The following is a 16,224-nucleotide window of genomic DNA, read 5'->3' as shown; positions in this document are numbered from 1 at the left end:
GTTTAATCAACGACTAAATCACGGAGAAAGTAGAAGCGATCGGTTATAGACTAAACACAGTTTTAAGAACTTTGATTTTTGTTGTGTCAATGCCACACTCAAGCTTGGTAATAGGATTTAAACTTTTCCATTTCCCTTTATTGGTCGTGAAAATAGTATCAGCCGTTTTATCAGGATCAAGCTTATCAAAACCACCTATTTTGTAAGTTGACAAGTAGTTTAGCCGTTCAAAGATTTCATCTCTCGAAGCTTGCTTGATACTAATTGTCTCTGGTGCAGGTGGGATCTGCACTGCTGACAAGAAGAATACTTTGTCTAAAGCATCAAGCTTTTTACCCTTAGTAATACCACATTTCAACTTAGTAATCGGGTTAAAGTCAGACCAGCTTTCTCTATCTGCATCTTCAATACGATTAGCGGCAACGGTGACATCTAATCCTTTTAAAGCACTACCTGGTTCTGCTTCTAAATATCTTAATGCAGCAACAATAGAATCTCTTGATGCTGTATTGAGATTGACCTTCGGTAGGGTTTCCTTCGCTAAAATCTTTGCTTGTTGGATTAGTTGAGGATTGGATTCAATAATAATGCACCAAACCCTTTCAAGTTCAGCTTGTTGTGCAACAGCGTAAACAAAATGATTGCTAACAACTCGATACTGATGATCACCAGACTTTTCAACGATGATTGGCATCCAGTTTCTACCATCAGAATTGAGGATTGCCTCTGCTGCTGCGTTGACTATGAACTCAGATTCATAAGTTGGTTCATCGGAAATAATTTTTTCCAAGGGCAAATGCATTAATTCGCCAGTATCATCAAATTTACTCATGCAAAAAATACTCCTTAGCAAGACCTAGATAATGTTCGGCAACAGTAGCATGGATAAAGGCGGCTGGAATATGAGAAAAAGTTGCATTCGCAACAGTAGCGTAGCCAGGTATTTTATAGACAGTTATATCGATATTTCCTTTCTTTGCTTTTGGATAGAAATAAGGCATCAAGTCAAACCCTTCCTGTTTTGCCTCAGTTAGGATTTTTTTAATTTCAGTATTAGCTGTTACAAGTGCTGGATCTGTTACCTTTTCACCATTAAAAAATATTGGTAGGGCAATTGGACCACCATCCTCTCTGATTTCTTTAATTGATGGGATAAAGTTTCTAATTACCCTAGCGGCATTATGGAGAGAGTTCAAGCCATTATGTTTAGTTGGAATTAAAACTACATCAGCAGCATGAATACTACTCTGACTAAAAAATAGCCATTGAGTGGGGCAGTCGATCAAAATGTAGTCATACTCGTTAGTAAAAGCCTGAATCAATTCTCTTAATCTCTTAACTGTCTTCTCAATCTGCTTAATGTTTTCGTTGAATTCTTCCATTTTGGGATCTGCTGGAATGATATCAAACAAATGTCCAGATTTCCCAGATCTATTTGTGTAGATAAAAGGGACAACAGCATCTCGTATATCCAATTTGGTATCTTTGAGGCAATCGGATAAACAAACTTTACCTGAAGCAGATTTGAGTGATCTTGTTAGATCAGCTTGCGAATCAAAATCGACTAGAAGGACTTTTTTATCTCTCTTTCTAAAAATTGCAGCTAGGTTAAGAGCTGTAGTAGTTTTCCCTACACCTCCCTTGTTGTTGTAAACGCAAATGGTTAAGGCTCTAGGAGGATTCTCAATTAAAGATCTGATCCGTGAAATTATGCTGTCTATATTATTTCTTTTAATAAGCTCACTAGGAGTTGCCGGAACGACTACTTTTCCATGTCGGCGAAATAGTTGAATATGAGTTGAGTTGGTTATAATCCCCCATTGTACTGTTTTACAATTGGGGGCAAGCAGATACTTCTGGAGTTGAGCTTTTGTACTCAAATATTGGCTTGTCCCTTCTGCTAAGTTAATATTCCGTCCTTTGATCTCAACAAGTACATAGGGATTAGTTTTAGAAGATAGAAAAACATCACCATCAGTATTTTTTCGGGCAGCGAAATCTACAGAGTCTCCTCCTTTACCTGTCTTAAATTCAGGGTAGCGTTCTTTTTGCCCAAATCCTAATGCTTCTAGAAGAGGTTCCACAAATAGCTGCTTAACAATTGATTCCTCAGCCGTTAGTGGGATATCATCTAAAATTTGGCTCCAATTCATCGTGCTACCTTGCCTATGATGTATGCCTGTTTACCAAAACACTGAGATAAATGCGAATCATCTTTTCCCTCGATCAGAATGCCCGTGATTTCTCCGGGACTAACAGGACTTTTTTATAGAAAATTCACTTTTTGCATGAATTTAAGGTGAAGTTGTTTCCCAATTCCTCACCTTAACCGCATGATTACCAGGTCGTCCCCCCGATCGTCCTACCCTGGCGTAACGACTTATACTCACCGCGATCGTCAGCTAGCTCCGCTTCAGCTAAATTCGTACAATATCTTATAGACATCGGTTCTGGCAGACGAGCTTCTTGAATTGTGTGCTTGCCGATCAACCCGACTCTGATGATTTACGGGTAATCAAATAGACCAAGAACCCCAATGCTGCTTAACCCTCAAAGCATCAGCCCTGAATGTTTGAGCTTAGCGGCTGAATGTTAAACATTAGCGGCTGAATGTTTTTGGTTAGCGCGTGAATGTTTGAGCTTAGCGGTTGAATGTTTTTGGTCAACGCGCGAATGTTTGAGCTTAGCGGCTGAATGTTTGAGCTTAGCGGCTGAATGTTTTTGGTTTAGCACCCTAATTCACTAAAGGGCGATCGTGGGTCAATCGGCTCTGCTCCCTCCACCAACCCCCACATACGCGAAGAGGCACTGATGACAGCGCCTCTAGGTAGGGTGTTCAGTTTTTGGACAAAGTGCATAGCGTTGATCAAACCTCATTTAACAACTTCAGTAGCCATCAACAGACCGCAAACACACATTTAGGGAAACCGTAGAACCACAAATAATGGTTAAAAGCCAGTCTTCGAGTCAGTCACCATCTATCAAACCGTGTGGAAGCGTAACCGTAACCTGTCGTAGTTTGGCATTGACGCCCCTAATACCCCCAGCCTTTTTCCCTTTCTAGGAACCAAACAAGAGATGTGAGGTCGTCCACTGCCGATTCATCGGTCTTACATCAACTGTGGACCGGGTTCCAAGCCCCACTGATGCTTGAGGAACTGCTTGTACATGTTTTCGCGCACAATCATTTGCTCATACAGCTTCACCAGGAAGTCTTGGGCTTGTTCGCGACTCATCTTCTGCACTTGAGACTCAAACGACTTGATACTGAATTGTTGTTCCAGTGAAAGTTCTACTGTGTGATCCATAGCTAACTCCAGGTATGAGAGAGTACGTAGATTGAACGTAGACGATATCCGCAGTTCTGAATGTTCAGATTTAACGGTTCAGAAAGGGGACACTTGTGATCTTCGATCGGGGGGTTGGGTTAATAGTTCCCTGTAACTCCAAATCTCTATCACTTGTATTACAGAAGATAACAAGTATTTGACTAAAGTGACCATACCCCCCTTGGGTTAGTCCGTTTGGGATATCCCTACTTATTTACTCTTGATCTACGTCCCGCGATAGGCATTTATGCAGAAAAACTCTACCTTTCAGCCCTTTTCGCTCCAGCGATCCCCACCCAGGCAACTACCGCTCAAATTTCAACACTTCCTGACTTTTGCCCAAAATACGTGCTTGCAGACTTGAATTTAGCTAATCTAGTGGATTTGGCAATTCTATCTATCGAAATAGCTGGGAATATCCTTTGATCTCCAGCCTAAAGGACTATCCCCCCCTACAAACCCACCTTCCGGCAGAGATACGCCTCTGTACCTGTAACGCCAGTTCTCTAGCCTGTAACGCTTTCCATCAATTTGCAAATAATTGTGGAAACCCGTTGCGATCGACCTTCAGATCCCCTGTTCCCTCTATTTAAATGAGTAGATTTACTCGATCGGTTTTCTGCTCACATTCAAAGTCCCCCAGAATATAGCCTGCGGCATCGTAGCACACCCTCCCTACTGCCCCCCTAGCCCCCCAATTCTGGGGGGAACTGGACTTTGATGGTCTGGATGATCTGAGATAGAACGGATTGTAGATTGGTTAAAACTTCTTCGTTAGAAAATCTCAGTACATAATAACCAAATGCTTGAAGCTGCTCTGTTCGTGCCTCATCATAGGTTATTTGTTGACTATGAATGCTGCCATCTACCTCAATTACCAATTTATAGGCTGGACAGTAAAAATCAACAATGAAGTGCCCGACAGGATGTTGACACCGAAACTTGAGTCCAGCTAGTTTGCGATTCTGTAAAACGTTCCATAATCGCGCTTCAGCAGGCGTTAATTGTTTCCGAAGACGGCGAGCCGCTTGTTCTGTCTGCTGGTTCGTACCTCGAATTCTAGGAGAATCTTTGGGCATTCGTAGAGTTACTTAGCTTGTTCTTCTAGAATGCCCTAGTTTCCACCATAACCCCGAGCACAATTTAGGAGGCAAATAATTCTGTCAAAGTCCCCCAGAATTGGGGGATTTAGGGGGCTGATTAACCTGTCACTCAAACAGATAAAGACGGATATGCACAGATTATTACTAGAGCACACCCTCCCTTCTGCCCCCCTAGCCCCCCAATTCTGGGCTACCGTGTATACATAAGTGATCAAATCTAGCCGAAGCACTGACGAACCGCCCCCCAACCCCCAATTCTGGGGGAGCCAAAGTATTCAAAGTCCCCCAGAATTGGGGGATTTAGGGGGCTAAAAGGATGTAAACGAAGTCACCCTCGATTTGTGTGTACACAGTAGCCCAATTCTGGAGGGAACTCAAAACAACCAATCATTCTCTCTGGCTAAACCACCCGATTCTGGCGGATACACTCCTGATACCAGTGGAAACTCGCCTTCGGAATCCGGCGTTGCGTCTGGAAATCCGTATACAACAAACCAAACCGCCGATCGCGCCCCCACGCCCACTCAAAGTTATCCAGCAACGTCCAGATAAAATACCCCCGTACCGGATAACCTTCCTCCACGGCTCGATGCACTGCCTTCAAATACTGCCGCAAATACAAAATGCGATCGGCATCCAATACCTCACCTGCCGCCGTTAACTCATCCTCCACCGCACAACCACTTTCCGTCATGACGATCGGTAATTCGGGTCGATCTAAGATCTCGCGGACATGGCGAATCGCCCAATACAACGACTCCGGCACAAACCATAACCAGGGCATGTGGAGTCGCGGGTAACTCTTGGGATAATTCAATACCTCATAGCCCTGATCATTATTTGCTGCCCGCACATAGCTGCCTGTATAAATATTCAGTCCGAGCCAATCTAACGGTTGGTGAATGATCTCCAGATCCCCCGGTTGAATCTCTGGGGCATCGGCACCCAATTTTTCTAGTAACACCGGGCTATAGGCTCCCGTCAATGCCGGATAAATAATGCCGCCATTTGCCCAATTCGTCGGGAAAGCTGCCTGAGCCGCCGCAATATCCGCCGCCGATTCTGTTAATGGTACTGTCACCCCTGGATTGTCTACTAACGCCACCTGGCAGGGTTGGGGGGATGCGGCTCGAATTGCCTGACAGCCTAAGCCATGCGCCAACAAAGCGTGATGAGAGGTTTGCCACACCTCTTTACTGTGACAGACCTTGGTGCCCGGAGCATGGGCGGGAATTTTGTCGGCATCATAGCCCAGATGGGTAAAGCAGGAAATTTCATTAATCGTCATCCACGACGTGATGCGATCGCCCAATCGACTCACGGTTGCCGTGACATAATCCGCAAAATCCTGTGCCATCTCTCGACTGCGCCAGGAACCATAGCGTTGTTCTAACGCCTGCGGACTATCCCAGTGAAATAGTGTGGCATGGGGGGTAATCCCATGCTGCAACAACGTATCCACTAACCGCCGATAAAAGTCCACTCCGGCTTCATTCACCTGCCCCCGTCCATCCGGAATAATCCGGGGCCAGGCAATACTAAAGCGATAATGCCGGATGCCTAACTCCGCCATCAGTTTGACATCACTTTCATACAGGTGATAGTGGTCGCAGGCGATCGCTCCGGTATCTCCATGCAACGTGCGTCCCTTCGTGGCGCTAAACGTATCCCACACACTCGGCTTCCGCCCATCCTCCTGTACCGCCCCTTCAATCTGATATGCTGCCGTCGCCGTACCCCACATAAAGTCGGCGGGAAAGTTATAGCTCGTCATCGTCCACCGTCCTGCATAAACCTATCGTTCCAAATCTAATAACTGAGTAAGCAGACGTTACCCTACATCGCTGGAGACAACACACGGTACGAAATCAGTTTTGCGATCGACCCTGGGTTGTCCTCTCCAACTTAACCATTGCGGACTCTGTTGTGCTTCAAGCTTGCCGCAAATCACTTTGAACTTGGGTAATTCGGTGCATCCCATTTCAACAACCTCTTTACCCCCTAGTAGGCACTATGTTCTCTACACAATCCGCCCAAAGTACATTGCCCTTACAAAATCAACTGAATAGCCCCCTGGTTGGTAGCCTGACGACTCCGGATCAAGTTGGAACACTCAGCGATCCGATCGGGAATCAGACCCTATTTCATGCCAGTGCCGGTGATTTAGCAACCCAATCCTTAGTCACGCCCATCTCCAACTACTCCAATCTGGTATCCCCGGTGGTGACGCTCGACCCATCGATCATCGTTTGGTTTTCCGACAACACGATGGCAGGGGCAACTCAGGTAAGCAGCCTCAGCAGCGTCCAAACCTTTAACAACTTTGTCGGCTCCAGTGACACCCAGGATTACTATCGCTTCAATCTGGCGTATGGTGGCAGCTTTAACCTCTCCCTGACCGGACTATCGGCTGATGCTGATGTCTATCTGATGAATAGTGTTGGCAGTGTCATTGCCAGTTCTACCCGCAGTGGTGCCCAGGACGAAGCGATTAACGTCGCAGGGCTGGCGGCTGGCGATTACTATGTCCGAGTGTTTCAATTCAACGGCGACACGAACTATACGTTGCAGCTATCGGGAAATAACCCCAGTAACCTGCTACCTGTAGAAACCAACGTAGGACTGCTCTCGGGTACCCAAACCTTTAGTGGGTACATGAGCAACTTGAACACTGCCGATACCTACAGTTTCAGTGTGATGGATGCCCTCACCTGGAACGGCTGGATTCCCACCTGGCAATCTACCAACATCAATATCACCCTGAGTGGTCTGAGTAGCGATGCCGATGTGCGGTTAATTCGGGATGCCAATGGCAACGGCATCATTGATGGCAGTGATGTGTTAACTGGTTCTTATCGCAGTGGTAGTGTCGCAGAATGGATTAGTTCTTCCCTCAGTACAGGCACTTATTTTGTCCAAGTTTATCAATACAGTGGCAACAGTAACTATCACCTCAGCATCTCGACTGGTGACTGGTATAGCCAAAACCTGAGTGATGCTGGCATCATTGGCGAAGCTCGGTATGCTGCCAGAGATGGACAGATCAGCCGGAATGACATGATGGCGATTCTGCGGGAAACGAAGGACTATGGCACGATCGATGCCACTGAAGTCACCGACCTGCGCCGTCTGCTCAGCGATCGTGGGTATCTGATGCCCGAACATGTGCGAGTTCTCACCAACAAAACCATCAATGGGAATGTCGCCAATACTCGATCGGGCATTGGCAACTTGTTTGCCGGTAGTAGTGCCACACAAATGGAAAACTTAATTGGTAAGTGGTTCCTGGGCAACGATCGACCCACGGCGATCGCTTACAACAAATCCACGGCTTACGGCTATCAATATGTCAGTGGTTCCCTATTCCAGGGTGGCATTAGCGCTCAGGATGTGCAGCAACAGGATGTCGCGGATTGCTACTTTATGGCAAGCCTGGCTGCAACTGCCGCACAAAATCCCAGCAACATTTCCAGCCTGTTTATCGACAACTATGATGGAACCTATACGGTGCGCCTGTATAACAATGGGGTGGCGGATTATGTTACGGTCGATCGCTATCTCCCGGTGAATGCCTCTGGTAATGCGGTGTTCGGTGGTTGGGGGGGTGGACATTACTCCAGTTCCAGCAATGAGTTGTGGGCAGCCCTACTCGAAAAAGCCTATGCCCAATTCAATGAGGAAGGCTGGATCGGTCAAGACAATACCAACTCTTATAACGGCCCGTCCTTCTCCTCCCCGATCGATGCTGGGATTGGCTGGGGTTACACTAACGTCGCTCTCAGTCATGTCACAGGGGTTAATGCTGGCTGGTCATCTAACATGAATACGACCAACATTCTGAATGCCTTTAACGCCGGTCGCCGGATTGTCTTGAACGATTCCAGCCATGCCTATGCCGTCATTGGTTACAACAATGCAACGAATCGCTTCATTGTCTACAACCCCTATGGCAGCACGACACAGTATACCCACGCTCAGTTAGCCAGCACCTTTAGTGGTTGGGCAGCCACCAACAGTTAAGACCGCTTCCTGCCTCCGCTTATCCTCCTGTCAGGCTACGGTGTACACACATCTCCTTAACCCCTTCAAACTCCTACATTTAGCCCCCCTAGCCCCCCAATTCTGGGGGGAACTTAGGATCCAAAGTCCCCCAGAATTGGGGGATTGAGGGGGCTAAAAGGATGCAAACGAAGACAGACTCAACTGGTGTGTACACGGTAGCCCGAAGCATCGGTATCAACCTTGAATTTTAACAAGGTGCTGACCTGAAGGCTTCGCCCCATCCCCATCCTCTCGTCACCGCTATGCTGAAACTTCTCCTGTTACTCTCATCTACTGCAATTAGTTTATGCCTCTGTAGTTGCAGTAGTTTGGCTGGTAGTTTTTCTATCTCTACAACCCCTCAACCCACCATGTCGCAAACTATCTTTCAAACCGTCACTCTGCAAGCCCGAGAAGAACGTCGTGCCCCGATCGGACTGGCGACAACTCCCGCTTCCCGGCAACCTCCGGTCGATCGCTATTTGGGGTTTGCCAATGTGTTTCTCACCCTGACCAATCCTGAGCCACGCGATACGACGATCGTGATCCGGCGGATTGAAATTCGCAACGTCAAAACTGAAGCCGTATATCTGACAACTCCTTCTCCTACAGTGATTCGGTTACGCCCATTAGAAAACTCGGTCAATGATGTGCATTTGATCAATAAAACCGGATTTCCAGGGCAGGATCCGGTCAAAGCCGTAGTCTACTACGAAGTTGAACAACGTCCTGGCGTGATTGAATCTCAACCTGTCGCTGTCACTCGCTTATAGCCATCCCCACTCCATAACCCAGGGTAAACGCTCCAATCGGTCACTCAATTCAACTCACTGATAACCACCCCGACATTCCCCTCCAGGAACGTGCGGGGTTTTAACAACTTCAGATCAGTCCTACCGAGAAACTGGTGAGAATTTGGGGCATTGTACGGGCGAACGACCGCTTGCCCCTACCAAAAATTGCCAATTGTCCGGTAATTTCTATTCTGGAAATCACCTCATCACCCTCATCACCCTCATCACCTCATCACCTCATCACCTCATCACCTCATCACCTCATCACCCTCATCACCCTCATCACCCTCATCACCTCATCACCCTCATCACCCTCATCACCTCATCACCCTCATCACCCTCATCACCTCATCACCTCATCACCCTCATCACCCTCATCACCCTCATCACCCTCATCACCTCATCACCTCATCACCTCATCACCTCATCACCTCATCACCCTCATCACCCATAACAAAACGGGTGTGCCACCTTAATGCAACACACCCGATATTAAGCTGGAAGTGTAGTTTGCAAGGACGGGTTGCGGTTAGAACCGTAGTACCTCACGATCGTAGTCGTCCGGTAAGGGATTAATCTCCCAAACCAAGCCTTCACCCGGTTCGACTGCCACTTCCACATACAGTTCTGTGGTGTCACTGGTAGCAGCATCTTCGTTATCAGGAAAGGCTTGCAGATCTTCAGTTAGCAGTCGTAACGTCCAACCGGCTGGAATCACTTGATCTGCCGTCGCTGGACGCAGTTCAAACCGCCATGCCGATAGTTCATCTTCCAGAGGTGAAACCAGGAGTTCGTAGGGTGCCCCGGCGATCGTCAATTCTCGCACCAGGGCAGATGATTGGCTCTTGCGCCAGCCCGACTCTGGAGCGCTCCGCATTCCGGTAGCGGCGATCGGTTGTAACGCCATTTGGCTCCAACCCAACTGCTGTGCCAGACGTGAAATCCCCGCCTGCAACCATTGTTGGGCAGACCACTGTTCGGGCAGTCCCTGGCGCAGTTCGTATAACCGTTGCCGCCAGCCCCCATGTTCTAACAACACGCCCCATAGGGAAAATGGCACTTCCAAGCGGGGAAAGGTTACGGCAGGATTGCCCAACCGCTTCAGGAGATTTTCGGCTTGTGCCAATGGTAAGGCTGGTAGCTCGCTCACCTCGGCTCTTAGGGTTTCCTCAGGGCAAAGTTCCCGAGTCACCCACAGCACATTCACATCCTGGATCAAATCAGTAGCATCCAGACTATAGGTGCGATCGTTGGCATCATAGCTGGCTTGGGCTTTCAGCCGTTGATGGGTGGTGTACCCGTCGATCCGTAGCCAACCTTCGTCCACATTCACCTGCACTGCCAGGTAGTAATCTGCCACCCAACTCGGGAGGTCTACCCACTCCTGAGGCACTCGCAGTTCATCGGCATCGATCGCCGTGGTGGGAACTAAGACCAGCCGCAGACCGTCAACGGTAATAGCTGTGCCAGTCACCACATCCCAGAGGCTAGCCAACGATCCAGGTCGCCAAACTTTAGCATTCGGCGCATACTCACGGCGTAACCAGGGTAGAACTGTGTCTAACGTGATTTGGTTTAACGTAGCTCGCCAGCGGCTCCCAGGAGTTGAAAACGCGGCTTCAGGCTCCCGAATTTCTGGAATTTCCAGGTAAAGATGGGTGTCTAGTAAGGTTGGTGAGGGAACATCGAAGGTCATTTTAGGTACACTCCAGCTTGAATTAGGGAAGGGTGGAATGGCGGTAGTGAGTTGCTAGCCATTCCTCCAAAACTGCACTCATACCCTCTATTACGTCCGAGGTGGGGGAAACATGCAGGCTCTCCTTTGCCCATTGTCCTAATGCCGTGAGTAAGGTTTTCCGTACCCGAGTTAGCCGTCGGGAAACATGAAATTGCTGAATTCCCAGTTGTTTGGCAATCTGTTGTTGCGTTTGCTCTGCACCGTAGTAGGCTTGCAAGAGGGTTTGGGCTTCTGCTTCCAGACCTGCGATCATGGTGGTTAATAACTCTGTGAGTTGCTGTTGTTGCGTTTGCCGCTGGGTCGCTTCTTCCTGACGGATCGCTTCTGTCAGTAACGATTCCTGCTGCACATCAGGGAGATTGTCGATTAAATCCCCCATTTCCTGATCCGCTGCTGGCGCGATCGGTTTGGGGTACAACCAACTCCGTACCGCTTTCGCACTGGCAAGGAGCCATTTTTCTAAGGTTTCTGGTGATATTTCGGGGCTAGGGGTAGTCAGATGGCTCAAGCGTTGGGCGTTGTAGAGTTGCGCGATCGCTTGCCAGGTGGCGGCATCGGGTTTGGATAACTTGCGGGTTTTGCGAGTTACATCCGGTGTATACAGTTCTTGAAAACACTTCCAAGCCAGTACAGAAGCCGCAATCTCTTTCTCACCCAATCCAGCATTTTGCAACGCTTCTACCAGTCGCTTTTGGCTTAGTTTATGCAGAAGGCCCCAGTCTGTGCAAATATCGACTTCCTGCGACTGCCGTAAGGACTCCTTGACCAGATTACTGAAGACAAATTCCGCATAACTCTTGAGGTTGGCACTGTACTGAGGATTAAAGCCCTGTAAAATCCGGTGAACTTTAGACATTGCCGTTTGAAACAGATCCGCCACCGACTGTTGACTGGCAAAGTTGGTGCTGATCCGTTGCGCCACCCAGTAGCACACTTCTTGCAGGTATGCCGTAATGTGAGCCGCCGCCAGTTGGCTAGATGATTCCTGGGTACGCCAGACTTTGTGCCAGTACAATGCCCAAAAACTCTCGGGTTCAGGTTGATGACTGTGTTCTAAACAGCGCTGCATACTGCGTTGCAACTTGCGATCGGTAATCCAGTGCCCCGGACGATCGGCGTTAAACTGCAAAAACGTTGAAAAGATTTCCACAAGACCCTGACGGGATGGCATGAGTAATTCGTAATGGTATGGACAAGATGTGAATAAGCTGAACGTCTGCTCCAACTGAGGCACACCGTAAACTCTCCTGTCCCTGCACCAGGAGCAGCCTTGAGTCAGCCAAGTGTTGTGGTAGCCGGGGGTTTGTATCCAAACGGCGAATGGTCTGACGTGGTAGGTTTGATTTCAACAAAACTACGCTATGAAACACCGATACCCTATCCGCAACTGGTCTGAGTATAACTCTGCCTGGAAGGGCCAGGAAAGCCTGAGCCATTTAGGTTAGTGAGGTGTTGCACCAATGGATGAAGGCACTGACTTAAGCGCACACCTAACTCTGGTCGTCCCCTTGTCTGCCCATTTTGTGATCTTTTCTCCAGAATGCCACAAATTTCAAAGAGAGGAAAATAGGTTTGCGGTAGATTACCTATTACAGACTTAAAAAACTGACTTGAATTGCTGAATTATCCTTAAAAATCGTGATGAAAAAGTCTTGAGTTAAAAATAAGGGTAATGACCACTAAAATATCTGTCAAAACGAAATTTTGCATAGACTACTGCAATCTGATGGCATCAATATCCCGGCAGTTTTAGCCTGATTTTTCAATAGATTTAATCATACAAATCGCCGTTTTTATTGCTTTTGGTTTCTGGATGGTGAGCGCACCCCTTTAAGAGAGCATGATATCCCTAAACGTTCGGGCTTTGATTCCAGACCTCAAGCAGATTGCATTTAGAGTCAAGCTAGGGCTAGCGATCGTGGTGCTATCAACTAGCGTCGCCAGTCTGGGGGTGGTTTATTTCTATACGAGAACGCAACAGTTTATTCTCCATCAGACTCAGAGGGATCTCAAACGCCTGGGGCATACAGCCTCTCTACTATTTGATCGATCGGCGCGGGCGGCTATTGTCCGGCTAACGGTGGCAGCAGAGGCAGAAGCTAAGCGTGCTCCCCAGGTCAGTGTGTCTGATGTTTTAGCCTTGGCTCCAGGCGAAACCTTGAATAGTCTGAGTCCAGCAGCCAGAAATCGGCTTCAGGCATCCCCCGATTTTCAAACCTTAGTGCTGACTCTCCAACGACTTAAGTATGTTGGTCAGGACACCATTGAACCGTTCAGATCTACTTATCCCTACGAGGTTAGTCACGATCACATCAGAGCTTTTCTGGTTGTTCCGGCACCTGAATTGACGCAATATCAAGTGGTCAAGTTTCTGGTATCGGGTTCCTATCAACCGCAGGGGGATTGGCCAGGTAATCCCATTGGCAACTTATTCGTATCACCCACACAGAACTTTATTCAAGTCTTTGATGGCACTATCCAAATAGATGAGCAATTTATTCAAGTATCTTTTTACAAAGCCCTTGGGGTACTAATACCCATTAAAGATGAACAGGGAAAAACGATCGCGGCTCTAGGGATAGACTATATTGCCGAAAGTGAATTTGACGAACTTAATAAATTTAAATTGGTTGGTGTTAGCATTATTGCAACTAGCTGCATTTTATCTATCTTTTTAGCGGTATTGCTAGCGCAGTGGCTAGGTCAGCCGATTACTAAGCTCCAGCAAGCCACTCAAAAGGTTCGAGAAGGAAACTATGACACAGTTATTCAGCTCAAAAGCCATGATGAGTTAGGAGAACTAGCCGCAACGTTTAACCAAATGGTGGTGGAGATCCGTAACTCCTCCAATACCTTAGAATTACAAAATCAGCAACTCAAACAACTTAATCGGATTAAAGATGAGTTCTTAGCCAATACATCCCATGAACTCCGGACTCCTTTGCATAGCATCATTGGGATTGCCCAATCTATGCTAGACGAAGCAGCAGGACAATTTAATCGCGAACACACTCGAAATTTAGAACTTCTGATTCTCAGCGGTCAACGACTCGTTCATTTAGTTAACGATTTATTGGATTTCTCTCAACTCAAGCATCAAGCAATCCAGCTTCAACTCAAACCTGTTAGCCTACGAGCAATCGCGGAAATCGTACTAAAGCTCGATCGTGCGTTGGTTGGGACTAAAGATTTACAATTAATTAATGACGTGCCAACCGACTTACCCTGGGTAAGTGCTGATGAAAATCGTCTCCAACAAATCTTACATAATCTGATTGGTAACGCGATTAAATTTACGGAGCAAGGACAGATTAACGTCACGGCAAGAGTTTTAAATTCTTCGACTGTTGAAGTGGCGGTTTCTGACACCGGAATTGGAATTCCAGAAGATCAATTTAATACTATTTTTGAGTCGTTTGAACAAATTGATAGCTCAGCCTCTCGATTGTATGGAGGGGCAGGATTAGGACTGGCAATTACCCGTAATTTAGTGTTGCTTCACGGTGGAGAAATTAGGGTTGAATCTACATTGCAGCAGGGATCTACCTTCTATTTTACCTTACCCATCAGCCTAGTAGATAGTCCAACTTCAACTGATCCAGTGCTGCTACTGCGGCAATCATTCGATATATCAACCTTGAAAGAAATTCAGGATTGGTCAGATGAATTAATTCCAGATCACGATACACACGAGAGAGGGATACCTCGAATATTAATTGTGGATGATGAGGCGGTGAATCTTCAAATTCTTAAAAATTTTCTTAGGCTGGAAGACTATTCAATTACTTCTACAACTAGTGGACAAATAGCTATTCAATTGCTCGAAAATGGTTTAATTCCTGATCTAGTTCTGTTAGATATCATGATGCCTAGAATCACAGGGTATGATGTGATTCAACTGATTCGTGAAAAGTTCTCGGCAAATCAACTCCCTATTATTTTGTTAAGTGCCCGTAATCAGCCCAAAGATATTGTATTTGGTTTGGAGTTAGGGGCGAATGATTATTTAGTTAAGCCCGTTGATCGAGGTGAACTACTGGCTCGACTTCAAACCCATTTACAAATTCGCCAGCTTCAAGAACAAGCTATTCAGCTAGCCGTAGATTATGAACGGCAACAGGCAGAGTTTCTGGATGCCCTACCGATTGGTGTCGCTATTCATAATTCCGATGGGTCGATCCTTTACTTTAATCAAGCCGCTAAGCAAATTCTTCAGAAAGATGTGGTTCAGAGTGTCAGGATGGAGCAGATTCCCTTGGCTTACCAAGTCTATCAATCTGGCAGTCATACTCTTTGCCAACCAGAGCAACTGCCAATTCATTTAGTATTACAAGGTCAGCAAGTTCACTGTGATAATTTAGAGCTGCATTTGCATGATCAAGTGGTGAGTTTAGAAGTTTTGGGAACTCCGATTTGGGACAATCATGGACGCATCAAATATGGAATTATTACCTTTCAAGATGTGACAAATCGCAAACGTGCAGAACAGATTTTAGCGAATTATTCTCAAGAATTGGAACAGGATGTTAAACAGCGTACTATTGAAATCACTAAAATTAATCAACAATTACAAGTTGAAATTCAAGAGCGAGAACTTGCTGAACAGACGCTACGGTTGCTCAATCAACAGCTACAAAAACTAGCGACGATCGATGGGTTAACTCAGGTTGCTAATCGTCGCTACTTTGATCAGGAACTTCAGCGAGAATGGCAACGTTTAAGCCGAGAACAGCAACCATTATCCCTGATTTTATTGGATGTTGACTATTTCAAGTACTACAACGATTGCTATGGACATCAAGCGGGAGATGCGTGTTTAATTCAAGTCGCCCATGCGATTCAGCGGACTGTGCAGCGATCGGCGGATTTAGTGGCTCGTTATGGGGGCGAAGAGTTTGCGGTAATCTTGCCCAATACCGATCCCAGGGGTGCAAGTAGCGTTGCTGAGGCGATCCAGCAATCGATTCGGCAATTAGGCATTCCCCATGCCCGATCGGGAGTCGGTTCGATTGTTTCTGTTAGTTTAGGCATAGCCAGTTGTATCCCAGAGGTAGAAGCACTCCCTGAAGGTTTAGTGGCATTAGCCGATCAGGCGCTGTATCAAGCAAAGCAACAGGGACGCGATCGCTACATCAGCATGACTCAGTCGCTACTGATTGAGAGTTCTTTAAAACCGCAGGATATGGAGTCCTAATCGACTCCTACGACTTGATTTCCTG

The 16,224-nt window shown here is 46.9% G+C and carries 10 protein-coding genes; 3 read left to right on the top strand and 7 right to left on the bottom strand.

The window, feature by feature from the left end:
- Window positions 1-43: 43 nt before the first annotated feature.
- From ACN4EK_RS15990 to ACN4EK_RS15970, 5 genes are all read right to left on the bottom strand, one after another.
- On the bottom strand, window positions 44-832 hold the full coding sequence (locus ACN4EK_RS15990) for a hypothetical protein (RefSeq protein ID WP_431659011.1): 789 nt from the start codon (window positions 830-832) through the stop codon (window positions 44-46).
- Window positions 825-2,153 (bottom strand): ParA family protein, encoded by a 1,329-nt coding sequence (locus ACN4EK_RS15985; RefSeq protein WP_431659010.1) that lies wholly within the window; start codon window positions 2,151-2,153, stop codon window positions 825-827. Before ACN4EK_RS15985 ends, ACN4EK_RS15990 begins: the two co-directional genes overlap by 8 nt.
- A gap of 957 nt (window positions 2,154-3,110) precedes the next feature.
- Entirely contained in the window at window positions 3,111-3,308 is a 198-nt protein-coding gene (locus tag ACN4EK_RS15980) for an NblA/ycf18 family protein (RefSeq protein ID WP_431659009.1), read from the bottom strand.
- Window positions 3,309-4,015: 707 nt separating this feature from the next.
- Window positions 4,016-4,408, bottom strand: coding sequence for an endonuclease domain-containing protein (locus ACN4EK_RS15975; protein ID WP_431659008.1), 393 nt, complete (start codon window positions 4,406-4,408; stop codon window positions 4,016-4,018).
- Between the two features lie 424 nt (window positions 4,409-4,832).
- A complete protein-coding gene (locus ACN4EK_RS15970) occupies window positions 4,833-6,206 on the bottom strand; it encodes a GH1 family beta-glucosidase (protein ID WP_431659007.1) in 1,374 nt (457 codons plus the stop codon).
- Between the two features lie 239 nt (window positions 6,207-6,445).
- Between ACN4EK_RS15970 and ACN4EK_RS15965 the strand changes: the two genes are divergently transcribed.
- A complete protein-coding gene (locus ACN4EK_RS15965) occupies window positions 6,446-8,452 on the top strand; it encodes a C2 family cysteine protease (protein ID WP_431659005.1) in 2,007 nt (668 codons plus the stop codon).
- 392 nt (window positions 8,453-8,844) lie between these two features.
- Entirely contained in the window at window positions 8,845-9,246 is a 402-nt protein-coding gene (locus ACN4EK_RS15960; protein WP_431659004.1) for a hypothetical protein, read from the top strand.
- 550 nt (window positions 9,247-9,796) lie between these two features.
- Here ACN4EK_RS15960 and ACN4EK_RS15955 read toward each other — a convergent pair.
- A complete protein-coding gene (locus ACN4EK_RS15955) occupies window positions 9,797-10,963 on the bottom strand; it encodes a DUF1822 family protein (protein ID WP_431659003.1) in 1,167 nt (388 codons plus the stop codon).
- Between the two features lie 22 nt (window positions 10,964-10,985).
- Window positions 10,986-12,176 (bottom strand): sigma-70 family RNA polymerase sigma factor, encoded by a 1,191-nt coding sequence (locus ACN4EK_RS15950; protein ID WP_431659001.1) that lies wholly within the window; start codon window positions 12,174-12,176, stop codon window positions 10,986-10,988.
- A 669-nt stretch (window positions 12,177-12,845) separates the two neighbouring features.
- Between ACN4EK_RS15950 and ACN4EK_RS15945 the strand changes: the two genes are divergently transcribed.
- Complete coding sequence (locus ACN4EK_RS15945; RefSeq protein WP_431659000.1) at window positions 12,846-16,199, top strand: diguanylate cyclase domain-containing protein; 3,354 nt, start codon at window positions 12,846-12,848, stop codon at window positions 16,197-16,199.
- The last annotated feature ends 25 nt before the right edge of the window (window positions 16,200-16,224 follow it).

The sequence above is a fragment of the Pantanalinema rosaneae CENA516 genome, from assembly GCF_050753385.1.
GTDB lineage: Bacteria > Cyanobacteriota > Cyanobacteriia > Leptolyngbyales > Leptolyngbyaceae > Pantanalinema > Pantanalinema rosaneae.
Note: the sequence above shows the minus strand (reverse complement) of the source record. Positions and strands in the feature narration are given on the sequence as shown.